Source organism: Terrisporobacter vanillatitrophus, from assembly GCF_051148895.1.
Lineage (GTDB): Bacteria > Bacillota > Clostridia > Peptostreptococcales > Peptostreptococcaceae > Terrisporobacter > Terrisporobacter vanillatitrophus.
Window position 1 is genome coordinate 1289659 of record NZ_CP154625.1, and the last position, 19687, is coordinate 1309345.

Below are 19687 nucleotides of genomic sequence, written 5' to 3' on the forward strand. Positions count from 1 at the left end.
AAAAGAGTTTGCATTTAGCAAACTCTTTTATATTTGTTTGTAAAGTCCCATGGTCTCCCATTTTCCATTTTTTACATCCTTTTTAAATCCATCCGCAAACCATTGAAGGTCTTTCATTTTAATTGCTTTAAATAAAATAAGCATTATAAAATAAATAAATAAATCTAATATAATACTTATAAAAATTGAGTTCTCAATATGTAAACAATAAAGAATAATCTTTGTAGCATAACTAGACAAGGTTATGGACAAAGCTGGTTTTAAAATCCAGTCAAGTATGTCAAATTTAAGTTTTGTTACTTTTAATATTTTTATTACTCCTAATGATGTGTTAAATGTTGTACTTATGAACAAAACTAATACAAAACCTTTTATACCATATTTAGGTATTAAAAAAGTTATTGCACTAATTCTTACAAACATATCAACTATATTGTATTTTAATGTTGTAACCTGTAAGTCTAGAGCATTTAAACTGCCATCAACTATTTTGTCTAAGTACATAAAAGGAATCAAAGGAGCTAAAATCTTAAGTAAATAACCAACTTCCTCGCTTTTATAAAGCCCTACTCCTAATTCATTTGAAAAAACAATAAATATTCCTGTAGCAAATACTGCAATAAGCATGGTAAATTTAATTACCCTAGAAATTATATAATTTACAGTGTTTTTTTTGTTTAGTGCATTTGCCTCGGCAATTTCAGGAATAATTAATGTTGAGAAAGAAGCTAAAAATATAGATGGAAATACTAATAGAGGCATTACCATTCCTTTTACCATACCAAAAATTGATAGTGACATAGACCCTGAAGAACCATAAAGCCTTAAAGACTTTGGAATTAAAATGTCTTCTACAGTTTTCAGTGAAGTTTGTATATAAGCACTAAATGCTAAAGGTATTGCAACTCTTATAATCTTAAAAAATGAATATTTATTTGTAGTGTTTTTACATAATTTAAAATGCTTCTTTTCGAAAGTGTATAATATGTAAGAATAAAATGCTGCACATATATTTCCAATAGAATTTCCTACAGCTATAAGAGCACAAGTATAATCTAATCTTCCAGTGGAAAAAGATGTTATGCATAGAGATACAATACTTATCATTACTAATGTTTCAATAATATCTGCACTTATACATTTTACTACTTTTCTACAGCCATAGAAGTATCCATTTAAACAACAGGATATTCCAACAAAAGGTAGTGAACAAGATAAAATTTTTAGTGGAATAATGGCTCTTTCATCTTGAATCCACGAGATAGATATAAACTCTGATAAGTTAAATAATAGAATTCCTGTTAATATACTGAAAAACAAAGTATATAAAAGTCCCTTTATTACAATGTTTTTCACTAAATGTTCATTGCCTTTTCCTAGTTCTTCTGCTACAAGTCTTGTCATAGTAACTCTTATACCAGATATGGCTAGAGTTTGGCATACAATATTAATGCTCATAATAAGCTGGAATAAACCCATACCTTCTGCACCAATTTTGTTTGATAAATACACCCGAAAAGCCATAGCTATAAAACCAAGAGTCATAGTGGAAGCGGTGAGCAATATGACGTTTATCAGTAAGTTTCTTCTTTTCATAATTATCTCCTTGTAATATATAGAAAATAGTATTTTAAATTTATACATTATTTATATGCGTAAAGGAGAATAAAAAGTATAAATAAAATATCTATTTAGATTTACAATTCTTGAAGATATGTGTAAAAAAGTGTAAAATAACTTAAAGGGAATATTTAAAAATACTGACATTTTTATTGAAAGTGATTCATTTGAGAGGAGATTTTTATGAGAAAAACTTTATTAAAAAAAGTTATTAACAATGAAAAAAAAGCTTATAAAAAGCTTATGATAAAAAATAGTGAATATATCTATAAATTAGCTTTTCTTCATACTAAATATGAAGAAGATGCAAAAAACATAATGAAAAGAACTGTTCTTTATATTAATAATAACCTTCATATGCTGCCCAAATATGATAGTTTTGAAATATACATAACAAAAGTTACAATAAAGCATATAAATGAGTATTTAGAAGAGATGGGAATGGTAGAACAAGAAGATAACAATGACTATATAGATGAAAATGGATACATTGATATATTTAAAGGAATGGATTTGCTAGATATTCATTTGAAGAATGTAGTTGTCTTAATATATTTTTATAATATGTCCTATAAAGAGGTGGGAGAAATTCTTAATATGGATGAAAGTACTGTAAAATTATATCTTAGAAATTCCTTAAAATTCATGAAAGATAACGTAAAGGGAGATTTTGGATATGACAAATGTGAAGCTAGATAATAATCTTTTGAGTAATATAGACTTTGATAATCTAGAAATAGAGAAAAATATTGATAAAGATATAGATAAGTACATAAAAGAATTTACTATAGATAATACTACTTTGGATTTAATACATATTCCTAAAAATCTTGAAACTAGTGTTAAGATACCTTTTAAAGAATTGAAAAAGGAAAAAAGAAAAAATATAAGATATAAAATTTTAGATTTTATACTTGTTTGTATAGTTATATTACCAGTAATAGGAGTAATATATCCAAAGGTTTTTATAAAAATTCCAAAAGTTTATAGTGTTTTTGAAAATATAAATGAATTTATTCAAATTGATAATTTAAAATCATTTATTGGTATCGGGAAGGAGGTTATTGAAGGAAGTGAATCTTCATCTATGGAAACTATTTATATAAAAGAGAAAGATGTTGTAAAGCCTAGAAGTAATAACGAAGCAATTAAACTTATTCATTCTCTAGCAAATACTTTGGTTAAAGCTGAATATAAATGGCAATGTAGTGAAGTTACACCCAAAACCATAAAATTGGCTTTGGAAGGTGTTGAAGAAATTAAAGATAATTATGATAGAATGCATCTAAGAAATTCTTTAACAAAATGGAAATCTGGAGATTTTTCCAATGCAGTGGAGGTTCATAACTATGTATGGGAAATGATGGATGGAAATGTGGGGAAAGCAGAAGTATTAGATAAGGATAAAATACAAAGCATCCTTAATGAGTATTACTAAATAGGGGAGATTAAAAATGGAAAAAAAACTAAATCATTTTGATTCAAATGGAAATGCTATAATGGTAGATGTGACGGAGAAAAATATTACAGAAAGACAAGCTATAGCAAGTGGAAAAATATTTGTAAATGATGAAACATATAAAAAGATAGTTGAAGGAAATATGGCAAAAGGAGATGTTCTTGGAGTAGCTAGAGTAGCAGGAATAATGGCTACTAAAAAAACATCAGATTTAATTCCTATGTGTCATCCTTTAATGTTAACAAAGTCAAAAATAGATTTTGAATTTAATGAAGAAGAAAAAAGTATTACAGCTATTTCTTTAGTTAAATTAGCAGGTAAGACTGGTGTAGAAATGGAAGCATTAACAGGAGTTAATGTGGCACTTTTAACTATTTATGATATGTGTAAGGCTATAGATAAAAATATGGTAATCTCGGATATTCATTTAGTTGAAAAAACTGGTGGAAAATCTGGAAAGTTTGTATTCCAAGGCATTAATAAGTAAAAATAAGCTCTATTATCTGTTTAGATAGTAGAGCTTATTTTTTATAAATTTGTAAAATGATTTTATCACTATATATTAACATACATAATTTCATTTCCACAATCACTTATAAATTTTATCATGTCATTATAACTTATAAAAACTGTGGAAGTATTTACATTGGGATGAACTCCAATAATGTTTTGATTTTTTAAGTCATCATCTATTATCACATTTACGCAGTGTTTTTCATCATTGATTATACCTAGGGGAGTAACAGCGCCTTTTAAAAGATTTAAATGCTGCTCTAATCGTTCCTCTGAAGCAAAACTTAGAGCGCTAGATTGAATTTGTGATCTTATTGATTTTAAATCGGCTTTTTTATCACCCTTTAGTACCACAAGATAATGACTCTTTCCATTGGAATTTTTTAAAAAAAGATTTTTAACTATATGACCTTTTTCCTCTAAATTAAGGTTTTCCACTTCTTCGATAGTATAAACAGGAGGATGATCTACTACTTTATATTTAATATTTAGTTCATCTAATTTCTTTAAAACTTTTTCTTTTTTATCCATATATTTCTCCTTATTTAAACAGTTTATTTAAATTATAGTCATAGTTAAAAGCTTTGCACAAGAAAAACTATTAAATTAATAATTTTATAGTTATAATTAACTAATAATGCTAAAAATAAACAATAAATAAATTGAAATGGAGATAAAAATGGAAAAGTTATTTTATGATGATTCATATATTAAAAGTTTTATTGCTGAAATAGAAGAAGTTAAAGAAGTGGATAATAAGTATCATGTTATGTTAAATAAAACAGCTTTTTTCCCAGGTGGTGGAGGTCAATACTGCGATCTAGGAACTATAGATAATATATTTGTAATAGATGTTTATGAAGAAAATGATAAAATTTATCATATATTAGATAAAAAACCAAATAGAATTCATAAGGTGAAATGTGAAATTGATTGGGATAGAAGAGAATATGGCATGCAACATCATTTTGGTCAACATGTTATATCGGCTTGTTTTAATAATGAATATAATGCAAAAACTGTAGGTTTTCATTTAGGAAAAGAATTTTCTACTGTTGATATAGAAGGATTTTTTAAAGAAGATGATATTATGAAAATAGAAAATATGTGTAATGAAATTATTAGAGAAAACATAAGTGTAGAAATTCTAAATATAAATAAAAAAGAGGCTAAAAAATTAAAAATAAAAGATGATTTGTCCAAACTAAGTAATGATGTAAGAGTTGTAAAATTTGGAGATTTAGATATGAATTTATGTTGTGGTGTTCATGTAAAAAATACTTTAGATTTAAGAGTTATAAAAATAAAGAAATTTGAAAAATATAAAAAAGCAACGAGAATTGAATTTTCATGTGGGACAAAAGCTATAAATGAAATGTTAAAAAGAGATAATTACTTAAATAAAATATGTAAGCTACTTAGTAGTAATGAGGAAGATGCTTATAAGGGTATAGAAAATTTAAATAATAAATTAAATGAAATAAATAAAGAAAACAAGAAATTAGAAGAAATAATAGGTAATTATGAAGTTAAAGAAATGATTGAAGAAGCTGAAAAGATTAATAACATGAATATTATAATTAAAATTTATGAAAATAAAAATATGAACTATATAAACAAAATAGCAAATAAAATAACAGAAACAGATGATAATATTGGATTGTTTGCTTTAAAAAACAAGGATAAAATAAATTTATTATTTGCATGTTCAAAGAATCTGGAAAAAATAGATATGAATTTATTATTAAAAGATAGTATTAAATTAGTTGATGGTAAAGGTGGCGGAAGTAAAGCTCTTGCGCAAGGTGGTGGAAAAAATAATAATAATTTAACTTCATTATTTGATTATATAAAAATTAAAATAAAATCAATTTAGCATTAAATTGCTACTATTAAATAATTTATTATTTGAAAAGATGTTACATATTAAGTATAATAAGAAGTTGAATGAAAAAAACAACTATGAAAGGACCATAAAATATGAAGAAAGAACTATTTAATGGTAAAAGACTTAAAATAGCTAGAATATACAGAGGAAAAACTATAGATCAAGTATCTAAGGAAACAAATATAAATAAAAAAGATATATTAGCTTTTGAGGAAAATAAATATAAACCAACGGTGGAAAATGCACTAAAACTATCAAATGTACTACATTTTCCAAGAGATTACTTCTATAGAAATGAAAATATAAAAGTAAATGTATTAGGTGCTCATTTTAATCCACAGTCAACAATACAAAGAAATGAAGAGATTTCATATAGAGAAAAATTAGTAATGATACACAAACTTTATTTGTTCTTTGAAAATTATATTCAATTTCCAGAAATACAACTTCCAGATAACATGAACAGAAATTTATCTATGGAAGCGTTGGCAGAGAAATGTAGAGAATTCTACGAATTAGGTGAAGAACCTTTAATAAATATGGTATCATTTATGGAAGCTATAGGAGTAGTAATCACCGCTATGAATATAGATAGAAGAGGAGCTTCTCCATACTCACAAAAACAAAGTATAAATGAAAAAGAAAAATATATAGTATCACTTGGTCATGATAAAAATTCTTTAGCTATAAGAAATTACGATTTAGCTTATGAATTTGCATTTATAATAAGCAATGAGTTAAATATACCAGCTAAAAGATTTAATAAGGATGACTTTGCTTCTGCTCTTTTATTACCAAAGAGCAGATTAATAGAAGAATTATCTAACCCTAATGAATTACAGTCTTACTTAGAAGTTAAATCTAAATTTATGGTACCACTTACTATAATTTTATATAGAGCTTATGCATTAGGTCTAATAAACTATAAAAAATATAATTATCTAATGAATGAAATAAATAAAAATGGATGGCATAAAGAAGAACCTTTGGATAATGTTAAAGCAACTCATCCAACTTGTCTTAGAAAAGCTTATAAATTATTACTAGATAACAACATAGTAAGTAAAAATACATTGATGGAAAAACTATATAATGAAAATATGATTTTATATGGTGATGATTTAGAGATACTAATGGGGCTTAAAGAAGGTACTCTATCGGATAAAAAAGAAGTAAAAGTTTTAAGTTTTAATAATAAAAAATAATAAATTAAAAAAGAGTATTTACATAACTTGATAGTAATGAAAATACTCTTTAATTTTGCTATTTTTCAACTAATTCATATATATCTTTTCTTCTATGATGAAGTAGAGGAAGTTCTTCTCTTACTTGATCTACATAATTTAAATCAATTGTGTAAGTAACTAAACTTTCTTCTTCCTTTAACTCTTCAAGAATTTCCCCAAAGGGAGAAACTATTAATGAGTGGCCATAAGAAATATAAGAGGAATTATAATCTCTAGCAGGAGAACATCCGATGGTAAAAACTTGATTATCTATAGCCCTAGATTTAAACATAATATGCCAATGGGCAGGACCTGTAGTTAAATTAAAAGATGCAGGAACTATTATAGCTTTAGCACCTTTATTAACCATAAGTCTTGAAAGTTCAGGGAATCTAAAGTCATAACAAATACATAAGCCTATTTTACCAAACTCTGTGTCAAATACAGTTACCTCATTACCAGCAGATAAAGTATCTGACTCCTTGAATTTTTGTTTATTTTTTATATCGATATCAAATAAATGCATTTTTCTATGTTTTCCTATTTTTTCTCCTTGTCTGTTAAAAACATAAGAAGTATTATAAATTTTATTTCCTTCTCTTTCTGGAATAGAGCCAGCAACTAAATATATGTTATTAGTTTTTGCTACGTTTGATAAGAAATTAAATGATTTACCTGTTTCCTCTTCTGCATAAATAGGGAAATTACATGAAGCATAAGGACAAGAAAACATTTCTGGCAAAATAACAATGTCAGGTTTTTCAATAGAAATTTTTGAGACTAATTGAGAAGCCTTAATCAGATTTTGTTCTTTATTGTCACAAACTTTCATCTGAATTAGTCCTATTTTTAACTTGCTCATATTTTACCTCCTAAAAAGCTTGATATATGTTATATTGTGGTATATTTCCTCAAATAAAACAAGTATATTGATAAATTATATAATAGAATTATTTTTTTTAGTTGAATTAATAAGTTTTTTAATATACAATTATAAATGATTAGAATTTTTACTAAATAACATTGTTATATTTTATGCCTATAAAAATTAATTTACTATAAAGATTAAAAATCAACTCTATTGGGGAAAATAAATAAAATTTACCAAGGAGTTGATTTTTTATGGAGAAAACTGCAATGTTTGCAGGAGGATGCTTCTGGTGTATGGTTGAACCATTTGAGAAACTAAATGGTGTAAAGGAAGTTAAAGTAGGTTATAGTGGAGGTACAAATAAAAACCCAACCTTCCAGATAGTTTCAAAAGAAGATAATAAGCATTTTTTAGTTGTAAAAATTACTTATGATGATGAGATTTTAACTTACAATGAACTTCTTGAAGTTTATTTTAATTCCATTGACCCAACTGATGAAGAAGGTCAATTTGGAGATAAATCACATTGCTTTAAAACTGCTATCTTTTATTATGATATAGATCAGTGGAGACAGAGTCAAAAGTATATTGAAGATTTAGAAGAGAGTAATATATTTGGTGATTTGATTGCGACAAAACTATATGAAGCTAAAACCTTTTATGAAGCAGAAGAGTTTCACCAAAATTTCTACAAAAAAAATCCACTATTATATAGAGAATATTTTAGATTTTCTGGTAGATATGAATATTTAAAAAGAAGTTATGCCAAGAGAAATTTAAATAAGTTGCAATATGAAGTAACACAAAATAAATTAAGAGAAGAACCTTTTAAAAATCAATATTGTAATAATTTTAGTGAAGGAGTTTATGTAGATATAGTAGATAATACTCCTTTATTTTCATCAAAAGATAAAATCAATAAAAACTATGGATGGCCTACATTTTCAAAAGCAATAAATAATAACTTAATAAAACTTATAAAAGATGAAGAAATTGTAAATAAAATTGAAGTAAGAAGTAAAAATAGTGACATACACCTAGGTTATGTTTTAAATGATACATTGGAGGATTTAAGAAATAATATTCTTTCAATTAATTCTGCGGCTATAAAATTTATACCAGCAAATAAATAATTTAAAATTACTTAGAGATATTATGATTTTAATATAATTATACTGATACAATTAAATAAAAAATAAAAGTGAATAAAGCAATTATTCACTTTTTTTAGGGGTGAAAGATTTGAAAAAAATAGTTATATTAAAAATGGGAGAAACATTAGACTCAATTCTAAACAAATATGGAGATTTTCATGAACATATTATAAAAAAAAGTGAAATTAATAAGGGTGAAATTGTAGTTGTTAATTGTCATAAAGAAGAAGAACCACCTAATTTAGAAAATATAAAAGGAATTATAATAACTGGTTCTCACTCAATGGTTTCTGATTATGAACCTTGGAGTGTTAAAATTTCACAGTGGTTAAAGCTAGTCATTAAAACTAATATTCCAGTACTAGGCATTTGCTATGGGCATCAAATTTTAGCAGATGTACTTGGAGGAAAGGTAGGATATAATCCTAAAGGAATGGAAGTTGGCATGGTAGATATTTTATTAACAGAAGATGGTCAAAGTGATAGACTATTTAGGGTACTGCCTAAAATATTCAAAGGATATGAGACACATTCTCAAAGTGTATTACAATTGCCAAAAGGAGCGAAACTTTTAGCATATAATGATAATGACTCCACTCAATCATTTTCATATGAAAATCATATTTGGGGAACTCAATTTCATCCAGAATTTTTAGCTGAGATAACTAAAGAATATATAAAATTTGATAAAGAAAACATAATTAATAATGGAAAAAATTACAAAAAAATATATAATGAAGTTGAAGAACAAAACTATGGTGAAGCTTTATTAAAAAAATTTATAGAAATTGCAAATGAAAGCTAATTAAATCATATTAATTAGAGTCTTAATGATATTGAAAATTCAATGATTGTGTGTAATAATTAGACTTAACAAAAGTAATAGATAAGGGGGAATTTATTAATGGAAAAACTTACAATAAATCAAGGTATGATTAAAGTAGCAGAGATAGAAAGAAATTATAGATATAAGTCACCTAATGTTATAAATAGAAAAAAAGCCAGCATTACGTATATATTAGAATCTGACGGTACAAGGTTTGATTGTGACGAGAAATTCGATTTTAATAAAGAACTTAATGAGCTGATATCCTTATCTAATAATATAGAAAAAATAAAAACAGCTGTTGCTTATGCAAACAATACTACAGAAATACAAGTACTAGGAGAAACAATAACTATTCAAGGAGCTTTAAATAAAGTTAAATTAAAAAGACAATTAGCCTTTGAACTTGAAGAATTATTACAAAATGTAAAAGTTAACAAAGAAAGAAAAGTAGATGCTGCAGCAACTTCTGTATATTATAAAGTTACAGAATTAAATTTTCATAGAGAAGATATGGAAAAGTTAATAGAAAATCTAAATAAAGAAGTAATAGAATTAGAAGTAGCTATTAATAAAGCTAATAATGAAACTTATATAAATATTGATTAGTTTATTATGATATGGGATGGAAATCTCATGCTTATAATAAAATATGCTTAGGTGGATAATAATATTGTACATAAGTGTTTTAAATAACTATGAGGTAGTTATAATTATATATGATTTTATATTTTACAACTTACAATTAAAAAATTAATTACAATTTAACTTTATAAATAACAATTAAAACATTTAGAAAAAGAAAATTAAAAAATAATCTAAAGATAAATCCATCTAATGCATATAAAGGACATCATAAAATATTATGATGTCCTTATTTATTACAATAAATTATTCTTTTTCCCAAGCAATCATTACAAAATCTTTGCCGGTTTCTTTTTTTACTTCAGCCTCTGCTTTTTTTATTGCAGCTTCTTCAGATTTAGTAATAGATGCTATTTGATAATTTTTTTCTGCCATAATCAATCCTCCATAAAAACTATATTTTAAATAGTATATGAAAAATTAAAAATATAATTAGTGAACTTTTACCAAAAAAAACTAAAACTAAAATTTTATAAGAATTTTTTGATTAATATGTTTAAAATTAAATGAAATTAAGATAAGATATTATTAAATGGATAATTATGGTGAATTTATATAGTAAAAACTAAATTTGTGGGGGGAAAAATGATTAATAAAAAAAATCAATATGCAATAGCAGCATTATCAGCTACATCTGCAATTTTTGCATTAGGTGCAAGTAATGTATATGCAGATTCTAAAGTTGGAGAAGTGACAGTGTATTCACTTAATGTTAGAAGTGGGCCATCAACATCATACAATGTTATCGGTGGACTTAGCAAAGGAGATAAGGTGGATATTGTATCTTCAAAAGATGGTTGGTATCAAATTAAGTATAAAAGTAAGGATGGATGGGTAAGTGGAGATTATGTTACAATAAAAGACTCTTCAAATAGTTTACCTACTACAGGCAAAAAGCTTGTTGCAACTTGGGGTGTAAATGTAAGAATAGGTGGTTCAACAAAATATGAGAAAATAGGGTATATTAAGAAAAATGATACAGTAGAGATGCTTGGCGTTGACAGTTCCGGATGGTATAAAGTTAAATTAAGTGATGGAACTATAGGGTATTCGAGTAATAAATATTTAAAAGAAAGTAACAGTGATTCGGCAAACAATTCTAATGATTCAAATAATGATGTTACAGTTATAGATAGTTTAATAGCTACTGCAAATTTAAACGTTAGAAGTGGAACATCAACATCAAATAGCATTATAGGAATAGTTTATAAAGGGGATAATGTAAGTATAGTAGAGCGTACAAATAGTAATTGGTATAAAGTTAAGCTATCAAGTGGAAAAGTTGGTTATTGTTCTTCTGCTTACTTAAAATCACAAAGTGAATTAGATTCAGTAACTAACAAACCAGAAAGTTCTAATGATATATCTTATAGCATGCAAGTTAAAGCATATGCTTATTATACTGGAACTATAACTGCTACAGGTACAAATCCTACTTTTGGTAGAACAATAGCTGTAGATCCAACAATTATTCCTTATGGAACTAGAGTATACATACCTGAGTTTGATAAAACTTTTATTGCAGAAGATTGCGGTGGAGGAATAAAAGGAAACAAAATCGATATCTATATGAATACAGAAAAAGAGTGTTTAAATTGGGGAGTTCAAAACATAACAATTTATATTTTAAAATAAAAGCTAAGTTAACCTTAGCTTTTTTTATGTAAACATATACTATAATCTCTATAGACTATAAAAAGTGAATGATAAAATATTTACAAATTGTAAATTAAAAGTTACAAAGAAGAAAAAATATAAAAATATTTATTTTAAATTGATATTCACGAAACTATTGTAAATACTTATATGTAGCGTATGTATAAAATGGCAAATAAAAATATATGTTACCTATCTGTAACTTTTTTCCAAAAAAGCTTTAAATAGTTACTAAAATGTAATACTATATATGTATAGGAATGATAAAACATAGATTAAAGACTAAATAATTTTAAACTGAGATAATAACCTTAAAAATTAATATAGGGGGAAAATATATGTTTAAAAAAACTTTAAAAGTTACTGCCATAGTAGGAGCATTAGTAATGATTATGGGTATCATAAAGCCAATAGAGGTAGAAGCTGCAACTGCAAGTGGAACAACAACAGCAACAGTTAATATTAGATCTGGTGCTTCAACTAAATATAAATCAATAGGAAAAATTAAAAAAGGAACAAAAGTTAAAATACTATCTACTAAAAATGGATGGCATAAAGTTAAGTATAGTAATAAGACAGGATGGTCTAGTGGAAAATATATAAAAAAAGCAAGTTCATCTTTAAATGTTAAGGGGAAACTAAAAGTGAAAGCTTATGCCTATACAGGTGGAGGATATACAGCTGCAGGAACTAAGGCAAAATATGGAACCTTAGCAGTGGATCCAAAAATTATACCATACGGAACAAAAGTATATATTAAGGAATTAGATAAAGTATTCACAGCAGAAGATTGCGGTGGAGGAATAAAAGGAAATAAGATAGATATATATATGAACACTTCATCAGCTTGTAACAATTGGGGAGTTAGAACAATAACAATAGAAATATTAAAATAATAATTATAAGCAAGGCTAAGCCTTGTTTTTATTTTTAAATAAAAAAATATAAATTGTAAAATAGATAATTTAATATAGGAACAATATAATTAATTTGTCATATAATATACTGTAAAAAACTTTATAATAAAATTATTGTATAGGAGATGTGTTATATGGCAAAAGTTACAAAACCTGTTACTGATGTAGGTAAAGAGGTTATAAATGGAGTAGGAAATGTGGCAAAAGAAACTATAAACACAGGCGTAAATGTAGGAAAAGATGTAATTAATGGAGTAGGAAATGTAGCAAAAGAAACTATAAATACAGGCGTAAATGTAGGAAAAGCTGTTAAAGATAATGTAAAAGATGTAAAAAATAATATAAAAAAATAAGGTGCTAAATGCACCTTATTTTTTTAAGTATTCTTCACCATTAATCTTTAAAGAAGATGGTGAATAATTTTTTAGTATCATATCGAAATTTATATCACCTTTGTCTGGGACATTGAAATATCCCCTAGCAAAGACTAAGTTACCATTTTTATGAAGTTGTTCAACATTAACCTTATATTTTACTCCTAAAGTACCTTGTATTGCCTCTTTTACAATATAAGAGTATGTTGATACATCAGAATTTGATAAGTTTTGAGTTTCTACCTTAAAGTTATGATCATCTGATTGAACATAGGAAGGACTATAGAATTTTTGCCATAAATACATACCAACAAATACACTTGATACTATTATGATAATTCCAAGGATTTTTTTCCTAAACTTAAATATTTTAGAACTGAAAAGTTTTTGCTTTCTAGACTCAAGGGCTTTCATTTTCTTATGCTCTTGATATCCAATGATTTTGTGATTTTTACTTAGCTTACTAATATGCAGTTTAGAAATCTTATTTTTGCCTTCATATTCAGTCTTTTTTTCAATGAATTTTATTGTATTATCTACATTAGCTTGTTTCATTGCCCCTCCCCCTTTTATATTCCCTTTAACATAATAATACTATAGGATAATTGAAAAAAACAAGAAACATGGCTAATTATTATGTAAAAAAAAATATATTTATAACAAAAAAACAATACGAAAATTTATTGATTTTAAATACTCATAAAAACTATTCATTATGATAACATATGTTCTATATATGCTCTTCAAATAGGCATATATGTTACTCGTAAAAACTAACCTTTTATTTCCTTTTTTGAAACACTTGTTTTAACAGATACAGATGGTATTTTTCCTAATTTACCTGTCAAATTATTTATTGTATCCATATCACCTACAACAGTAACTGCTATGACAGATACTCCTTCATCATCGAAAGGAATACCCATTCTTCCTTTAATAATTCCCTTAAATCCACCTAAAATTTTATTAAACTCTTGTTGGCATTTTTCTGGTTCATCTAAAACAGCGCTTATTACTGCTACACGACTCATATGAATTCACTCCTTTAAAAGTATTTATTAGATTAAAACTAAAAAAGTTTTCAATTTAATTTTAACAGTAAAATATTGATAAATCTACATAAGATAGTATTTTAATATTATTAACTAAAAATTTTTACAAAAAATAAAAATATACTTGAAAACGAATGAATGTTCGCGTATAATAAAAGTACAGAACGAACATTTGGAGCGGACGTTTGAATAAAATTATCTTTAAAACTTATCATATTAGTACAAGCATATTAATATAATGAATTAAAATTATTAATTTTTAGGAGTGATAAATTATGGGAACATTAATAACTAATGAAAAAAGAATAGAAGATATAACTTTAGACAATATAAAAAAAGGTGAAGTGACATTAATACAATTAAACGAAATATATAATAAAATGGGGTTTGTATTTGTAGCTGATTCAGGCAGATTTACTGGAATAAAAAAAGAAAGAATACATTAATTAAATGAATTATTTATAAATAAAATATTTAAGGAGGCCTATACTTAGGTAAATATTAAGTATAGGTTTTTTATGTGAAAAAATATAATGTTTTAGTGGGAAAATGTGTAACAATATAGTTACATCTTGAAAAAATTTGTTGTTTATAAGTTAATTATAAAATATAATCCTTTGTAGGGATGAGGTGATGTTATGAGTGACGATATAAAAAATAAGTCAGCTAAAGAAGACAAAAGTAAAATATATAAAAGAGTGGGAATAGCAGTAGGTATTATAATAGTAATTATTTGTATCGCTTTGAATTCTTTTACTAAAAACTCTCTATATAATGGAAAAATAGCTGACAATATTTTTATACAAGGGGTAGAAGTATCTCATATGAGTAAAGAAGAGGCTATTGAAGCTATAAATAAAAAATACAAGCCACAAAATTTAAATTTGAGTTATGATAATAATAATTATGAAATTGTATTTGAGGATATCGATTTAAACTATAATACTAAAGAATTAGTAGAAAAAGCTTATAATAGCACAAGAACAGGTTCTTACTTTAATGATATTGCTTCTTATATGAGTTTAAAATCAGAAGGAGAAAAATATACTATAAAAGTAACTTATGATGAAGAAAAACTTGATAAATATCTAGATAAGTTTGCTAATGAAATTAATCAAAATTCTAAAAACGCATCAGTAAGTATAGGTGGTACCATAAGAGTTAATCCTTCAAGAACTGGTTTGAAATTTAAAACAAAAGAAAACAAAAAATTAGTTATGGAAGCTTTAGATAACAAAAAATACGGGACTATAGACTTAAAAGTAAGTGTCACAAAACCAAAAATATCTACTGAAGACGTATCGAGTATAGATACATGTTTAGCTTCATTTTCAACGACTTTTAATTCTGCCTTAGTAGAAAGATCATATAATATAGGGCTAGCAGCTCAAAGATGTAATAACGTTATACTAAAACCAGGAGAAACATTTTCGTACAATGAACATACAGGAATGAGAGTTCTTAGTAATGGATATAAGAAGGCCTCTGTTATAATAGGGGATCAGTATGAAGACGCACCAGGTGGAGGAGTATGTCAAACGTCTACTACATTATTTAATGCAGCTTTATTGTCAGGATTAGAAATAGATCAAGTGAGAAATCATTCTAAAACATCTGCATATGTTCCTAGAGGTAGAGATGCCATGGTTAATGATGGAGATAGTGATTTAAAATTCACTAATAACTTTGATCATGCAGTGTATATTCAAAGTTATAGAAGTGGAAGTAGTGTTGTTGCAGCAGTATATGGTGCATCTCAAGACAAAGTTGGTGTAAATATAAAAATTGATAATTTTACTTATAATGGTAGACCTGCTGCCAAAACATATAGAACTATAACTGAAAATGGAAAAAGCAAAACATCATATATTTATACAAGTGTGTATAAGGAATAATAACGGGATGAACTCTACAAGAGTTCATCTTTTCTTTTTGTGGGATTATCTTACTATTTTTAGGCAATATCTTTTGTATATAAAAAATTTAACTATACCTTTCAACTGTTTTGCTAAAATTTTATATAAAGGTATTTGGTAAATATAGAAAAGGATGACATATATTGGTATAATTTATATATGATATGCGAAAAAGGGGGGGGATTCATTGAAATATATTTCTAATAGATATGTGGTATTGGACAATGATGAAGAAATTGTATTTGGTAAATTTTATAAGGCTAGAGATTTACAAGAGGATGTTTTAGTTTTTATTCAAATTATAAAAGACAATAAGTATATTAATGAAAAATTCTTACCTAATTTAATAGATGAGTCAATGACTTTATTACAAATTAATTCTGCTAATATTGCTAAAATACTAGATTTGGGAACATATTATACTGAAAATGAAAGGTGCTATTATATAGTAAGTGAATTTTTTGCTGGAATAGAACTTAGAAAAGTAATAAAAGGTAATTATATGGATTTAAATAGTATAGTTAAAATATCTAGAAAAATTCTAAGAGCGTTAGATACATCTTATAATCATAGACTTTATCATGGATCTTTAACAGAAGATAATATTTTTGTAGATGAAAATTATAATGTTAAAATATATGATTTTGGTATAACTCAAGCTAATAAAGGGGTTAATATTAGGAAAGATAATAGTATAGGATTTTTATGTCCTCATCAAATCAATATTGATTACACAGACAAAGAGAGTGATTTTTTTTCCTTAGGGGTAATTCTATTTGATGCAATTTTTAAGAAAATGCCTTTTGGTATTGGTAAAAATGAGGGGGACATGTTAAAATTAATTGATAGAGGGATTGATTGGAATACTGTGGCTATTAACACTGAAAATATTGCCTTAGTAAATATGGTCAAAAAACTTATTAGGAGAGCTGAAAAATATAATAATGTTAAAGAAGTATTAATTGACTTGAGTAAGTTTATGTATGTTAAAGCTGATATTGAAGAGAATAGTATAAGTACTTTACAAAGATACGAAAACGATAATCGTAATAATAAATCTCAAGGAAAGTTTTTTCAAAAAGCATTGTTGCTTATTTTAACATTAACAATTTTAGTTACGGTTATTATTCAGTCTCAGTAGAATGAAAAATAATTATTTATCAGGAGAAAAAATATGAAAGTAAATTGGAATTCAAAGTACAATACTATATCAGTATATGCATTAATAGTAATCTGTTGTAGTATAATTTTTTATTTTGTAGCTTCTCAAATGGGATCTTTTAGTGAAAGAATTAGTATTGCCATTGGGATATTTTATCCTTTTATAATAGGATTTGCCATTGCTTATCTACTAAATTTTATTTTAAATCTTTATGAAGTAAAGATGTTGGGTAAAGCTCAGTGGTTCAAAAATTTAAGAAAAGGACAAAAAAGAAGTATAGGGTTATTATTAACATATTTAACGGCTATTGGTATAGGTTACTTATTTGTACACTTTATAGTTCCACAACTAATACAAAGTATAATGGGATTTGTTAATGAGGTTCCTCAATATGTAGATAATGTTACTAAGTTATTTAATGATTTAATGAGTGAAACAAACATAAGTCCTGAATATACGGTACTAATACAAGAACAAATTAATAAATACATAAAATTTATTATGGATTTTGCAAAGGAAATAATCCCTATTGTAGGTAATATGTTAAAAGTAATTGCATCAAGTATATGGAATATAGTTCTTGGAATTATTATTTCTGTATATTTATTAATAGATAAAGAAAACTTCTTTGCTATAAATAGAAAAATCACATATGCATTGTTCTCAACTAAAACTGCAAATAGAATATTTGAATTAACTTATAGAAGTAATGAAACTTTTGGTAAATTCTTAAGTGGAAAAATAATTGACTCAGCTATTATAGGAGTATTAAGTTTTGTGGTATTCTCATTATTTAGAATGCCATATGCATTATTAATTTCTGTAATAATAGGTGTGACTAATATAGTTCCATTCTTTGGGCCATTTATTGGAGCAATACCATCATTTATTATAATTTTATTTGTTTCTCCAACTAAAGCCTTAATATTCTTATTATTAGTATTTATAATACAACAAATTGATGGGAATATTATTGGACCAAAAATACTAGGAGATTCAATTGGAATATCAGCATTTTGGATATTATTTGCCATACTTGTGGCAGGTAAATTCTTAGGAATAGTTGGAATGATAATAGGTGTACCTTTATTTGCTATTGTTTATTCAATTATAAAAGAAGATGTTGAGTACAAATTGAAAATTAAAGAATTACCAACAGATACCAAAGATTATATAAATAGAAAGTAGCAAGAAGTTAATAAGGGGAGATGTTTTTATGAAGAAAAAAGGGGTTTTTATTTTAACGTTGTTAATGATGCTTTTATTAACGGTTAATGCATTTGCAGATAACATAGATAGTGCATCTAATTATTTAGCCTTTAACGAAGATGTAAATATATCAAAAGAAGTTTTAGGTGATATTTATTCTGCAGGTAAAAAGATTAATGTAAAAGATAATGTAACTGGTGATGTTATAGCTCTTGGAGAGAGTATAGATATCACAAGTAAGGAGCTAAGTGGCAATATAAGATGTGGAGCGCAAACCTTAAATATTAATAGTAAAAATGTGAAAAATATAACTTCTTTTGCTCAAAACATCAATATTGAGAAAGAAACTACTGCAAAAGCTGTTTATGTTTCAGGTGAGAATATTAATTTTAAAGGTACTTGCCAAGGATTCTACGCTACAGGTAATACAATAATAATTAATGGTAAGGTTGATGGTGATGTTAACGTAACTTGTGATGAGCTAATTATCGCTGATAATGGTGAAATCACAGGAAATATAAAAGTATACTCACCTAAGGAACCTATTGTGAACTCCAATGTAACTATGGATGACATACAATATACTAAGATAGAAAATTCGACAAATGAGAATAAACTAAAAGCTTTTTTAGGTTTGGGAACTATTCTATCGATTTTAGGATCTTTAATATTTGGAATAGTATTATACTCCATATTTAAAAAATTCTTTATAAAAAGTGATGATTTATTAGTGAAAGAACCACTTCCAATAGTTTTAGGAGGTATAGCATCATTTATATTAGTGCCAATAGCTAGTTTGTTGTTATTTCTAACCATAATAGCTTTGCCTATTGGAGTAATATCCCTAATTATGTACTTCATAGTAATTTATTTATCACCAGTGATTATGGGAATAGTGCTTGGTAGGTTAATACTTAAGAATAAAAATCCATACTTGCAACTTTTAGTTGGTATACTAATTGTGAGACTACTAAGCCTTTTACCAATGATAGGTGGTTTTGTATGGGTAGTAAGTGGCATGATTACCCAAGGGTTAATAGCATATTCATTTTGTCAATCAATAAAGTATAAAGAAAAAAGAATAGAAACATAATAAGAAGTATGGGTTATTTTTAGCCCATATTTTTTTATTTATTAAAAAATTAATACAATAAACAAATTATTTGCTACTATATTTTTATAATAAATAATTAGGGAGG

22 protein-coding genes are annotated in these 19687 nt (G+C 26.0%); 16 read left to right on the forward strand and 6 right to left on the reverse strand.

All coding sequences use genetic code 11. The annotated features are described in order from the left end of the window. Nucleotides 1-27: 27 nt before the first annotated feature. Nucleotides 28-1596: an oligosaccharide flippase family protein gene (locus TVTCOM_RS06470; protein WP_434799031.1), complete on the reverse strand. Its 1569-nt coding sequence runs from the start codon at nt 1594-1596 to the stop codon at nt 28-30. A gap of 207 nt (nt 1597-1803) precedes the next feature. Between TVTCOM_RS06470 and TVTCOM_RS06475 the strand changes: the two genes are divergently transcribed. Genes TVTCOM_RS06475 through moaC form a run of 3 tightly spaced genes read left to right on the forward strand, consistent with a single transcriptional unit; the run spans nt 1804 to nt 3566 of the window. After that, nucleotides 1804-2319, forward strand: coding sequence for an RNA polymerase sigma factor (locus TVTCOM_RS06475; protein WP_434799032.1), 516 nt, complete (start codon nt 1804-1806; stop codon nt 2317-2319). Then, on the forward strand, nt 2297-3058 hold the full coding sequence (locus tag TVTCOM_RS06480; RefSeq protein ID WP_434799033.1) for a DUF6241 domain-containing protein: 762 nt from the start codon (nt 2297-2299) through the stop codon (nt 3056-3058). The genes TVTCOM_RS06475 and TVTCOM_RS06480 overlap by 23 nt, the downstream gene beginning before the upstream one ends. A gap of 16 nt (nt 3059-3074) precedes the next feature. Then, on the forward strand, nt 3075-3566 hold the full coding sequence (gene moaC, locus TVTCOM_RS06485; protein ID WP_434799034.1) for a cyclic pyranopterin monophosphate synthase MoaC: 492 nt from the start codon (nt 3075-3077) through the stop codon (nt 3564-3566). A gap of 68 nt (nt 3567-3634) precedes the next feature. Here the strand turns inward: moaC and TVTCOM_RS06490 are convergent, their stop codons facing one another. After that, nucleotides 3635-4123 (reverse strand): prolyl-tRNA synthetase associated domain-containing protein, encoded by a 489-nt coding sequence (locus tag TVTCOM_RS06490; protein WP_434799035.1) that lies wholly within the window; start codon nt 4121-4123, stop codon nt 3635-3637. A 148-nt stretch (nt 4124-4271) separates the two neighbouring features. On the opposite strand from TVTCOM_RS06490, the gene TVTCOM_RS06495 reads away from it, so the two are divergent. Beyond that, nucleotides 4272-5468: a DHHA1 domain-containing protein gene (locus TVTCOM_RS06495; protein ID WP_434799036.1), complete on the forward strand. Its 1197-nt coding sequence runs from the start codon at nt 4272-4274 to the stop codon at nt 5466-5468. A 104-nt stretch (nt 5469-5572) separates the two neighbouring features. Then, the gene (locus tag TVTCOM_RS06500; RefSeq protein ID WP_434799037.1) at nt 5573-6685 is read left to right on the forward strand and encodes an XRE family transcriptional regulator; all 1113 of its coding nucleotides are present in this window, start codon (nt 5573-5575) and stop codon (nt 6683-6685) included. A 58-nt stretch (nt 6686-6743) separates the two neighbouring features. On the opposite strand, the gene TVTCOM_RS06505 is transcribed toward TVTCOM_RS06500, so the two are convergent. Then, entirely contained in the window at nt 6744-7568 is an 825-nt protein-coding gene (locus TVTCOM_RS06505; protein ID WP_434799038.1) for a carbon-nitrogen hydrolase family protein, read from the reverse strand. Nucleotides 7569-7828: 260 nt separating this feature from the next. Here TVTCOM_RS06505 and msrA point away from each other — a divergent pair, with 260 nt between their 5' ends. From msrA to TVTCOM_RS06520, 3 genes are all read left to right on the forward strand, one after another. Next, the gene (gene msrA / locus TVTCOM_RS06510; protein ID WP_434799039.1) at nt 7829-8710 is read left to right on the forward strand and encodes a peptide-methionine (S)-S-oxide reductase MsrA; all 882 of its coding nucleotides are present in this window, start codon (nt 7829-7831) and stop codon (nt 8708-8710) included. 109 nt (nt 8711-8819) lie between these two features. Beyond that, nucleotides 8820-9536: a glutamine amidotransferase gene (locus TVTCOM_RS06515; RefSeq protein WP_434799040.1), complete on the forward strand. Its 717-nt coding sequence runs from the start codon at nt 8820-8822 to the stop codon at nt 9534-9536. 99 nt (nt 9537-9635) lie between these two features. Continuing rightward, on the forward strand, nt 9636-10166 hold the full coding sequence (locus TVTCOM_RS06520; RefSeq protein ID WP_434799041.1) for a hypothetical protein: 531 nt from the start codon (nt 9636-9638) through the stop codon (nt 10164-10166). 282 nt (nt 10167-10448) lie between these two features. On the opposite strand, the gene TVTCOM_RS06525 is transcribed toward TVTCOM_RS06520, so the two are convergent. Further along, nucleotides 10449-10577 carry a hypothetical protein gene (locus tag TVTCOM_RS06525; protein WP_434799042.1) on the reverse strand — a complete coding sequence of 43 codons (129 nt, stop codon included), beginning with the start codon at nt 10575-10577 and terminating at the stop codon, nt 10449-10451. Between the two features lie 210 nt (nt 10578-10787). On the opposite strand from TVTCOM_RS06525, the gene TVTCOM_RS06530 reads away from it, so the two are divergent. From TVTCOM_RS06530 to TVTCOM_RS06540, 3 genes are all read left to right on the forward strand, one after another. After that, on the forward strand, nt 10788-11837 hold the full coding sequence (locus TVTCOM_RS06530; protein ID WP_434799043.1) for an SH3 domain-containing protein: 1050 nt from the start codon (nt 10788-10790) through the stop codon (nt 11835-11837). 359 nt (nt 11838-12196) lie between these two features. Next, a complete protein-coding gene (locus tag TVTCOM_RS06535) occupies nt 12197-12754 on the forward strand; it encodes a 3D domain-containing protein (protein WP_434799044.1) in 558 nt (185 codons plus the stop codon). 155 nt (nt 12755-12909) lie between these two features. Further along, the gene (locus TVTCOM_RS06540; RefSeq protein WP_434799045.1) at nt 12910-13128 is read left to right on the forward strand and encodes a hypothetical protein; all 219 of its coding nucleotides are present in this window, start codon (nt 12910-12912) and stop codon (nt 13126-13128) included. A gap of 15 nt (nt 13129-13143) precedes the next feature. Here TVTCOM_RS06540 and TVTCOM_RS06545 read toward each other — a convergent pair whose 3' ends face one another. Both TVTCOM_RS06545 and TVTCOM_RS06550 read right to left on the reverse strand, forming a co-directional pair. Next, complete coding sequence (locus TVTCOM_RS06545; protein WP_434799046.1) at nt 13144-13704, reverse strand: hypothetical protein; 561 nt, start codon at nt 13702-13704, stop codon at nt 13144-13146. Nucleotides 13705-13922: 218 nt separating this feature from the next. Beyond that, nucleotides 13923-14180 carry a TM1266 family iron-only hydrogenase system putative regulator gene (locus TVTCOM_RS06550; protein ID WP_434799047.1) on the reverse strand — a complete coding sequence of 86 codons (258 nt, stop codon included), beginning with the start codon at nt 14178-14180 and terminating at the stop codon, nt 13923-13925. A gap of 296 nt (nt 14181-14476) precedes the next feature. Here TVTCOM_RS06550 and TVTCOM_RS06555 point away from each other — a divergent pair, with 296 nt between their 5' ends. From TVTCOM_RS06555 to TVTCOM_RS06575, 5 genes are all read left to right on the forward strand, one after another. Further along, the gene (locus TVTCOM_RS06555; RefSeq protein WP_434799048.1) at nt 14477-14647 is read left to right on the forward strand and encodes a hypothetical protein; all 171 of its coding nucleotides are present in this window, start codon (nt 14477-14479) and stop codon (nt 14645-14647) included. Between the two features lie 192 nt (nt 14648-14839). Next, entirely contained in the window at nt 14840-16096 is a 1257-nt protein-coding gene (locus TVTCOM_RS06560; protein WP_434799049.1) for a VanW family protein, read from the forward strand. A gap of 208 nt (nt 16097-16304) precedes the next feature. Continuing rightward, nucleotides 16305-17258: a protein kinase domain-containing protein gene (locus TVTCOM_RS06565; RefSeq protein ID WP_434799050.1), complete on the forward strand. Its 954-nt coding sequence runs from the start codon at nt 16305-16307 to the stop codon at nt 17256-17258. Nucleotides 17259-17291: 33 nt separating this feature from the next. Further along, nucleotides 17292-18467 (forward strand): AI-2E family transporter, encoded by a 1176-nt coding sequence (locus TVTCOM_RS06570; RefSeq protein ID WP_434799051.1) that lies wholly within the window; start codon nt 17292-17294, stop codon nt 18465-18467. 28 nt (nt 18468-18495) lie between these two features. After that, nucleotides 18496-19581, forward strand: a complete 1086-nt coding sequence (locus TVTCOM_RS06575; RefSeq protein ID WP_434799052.1) for a hypothetical protein — start codon at nt 18496-18498, stop codon at nt 19579-19581. Nucleotides 19582-19687 lie beyond the last annotated feature (106 nt).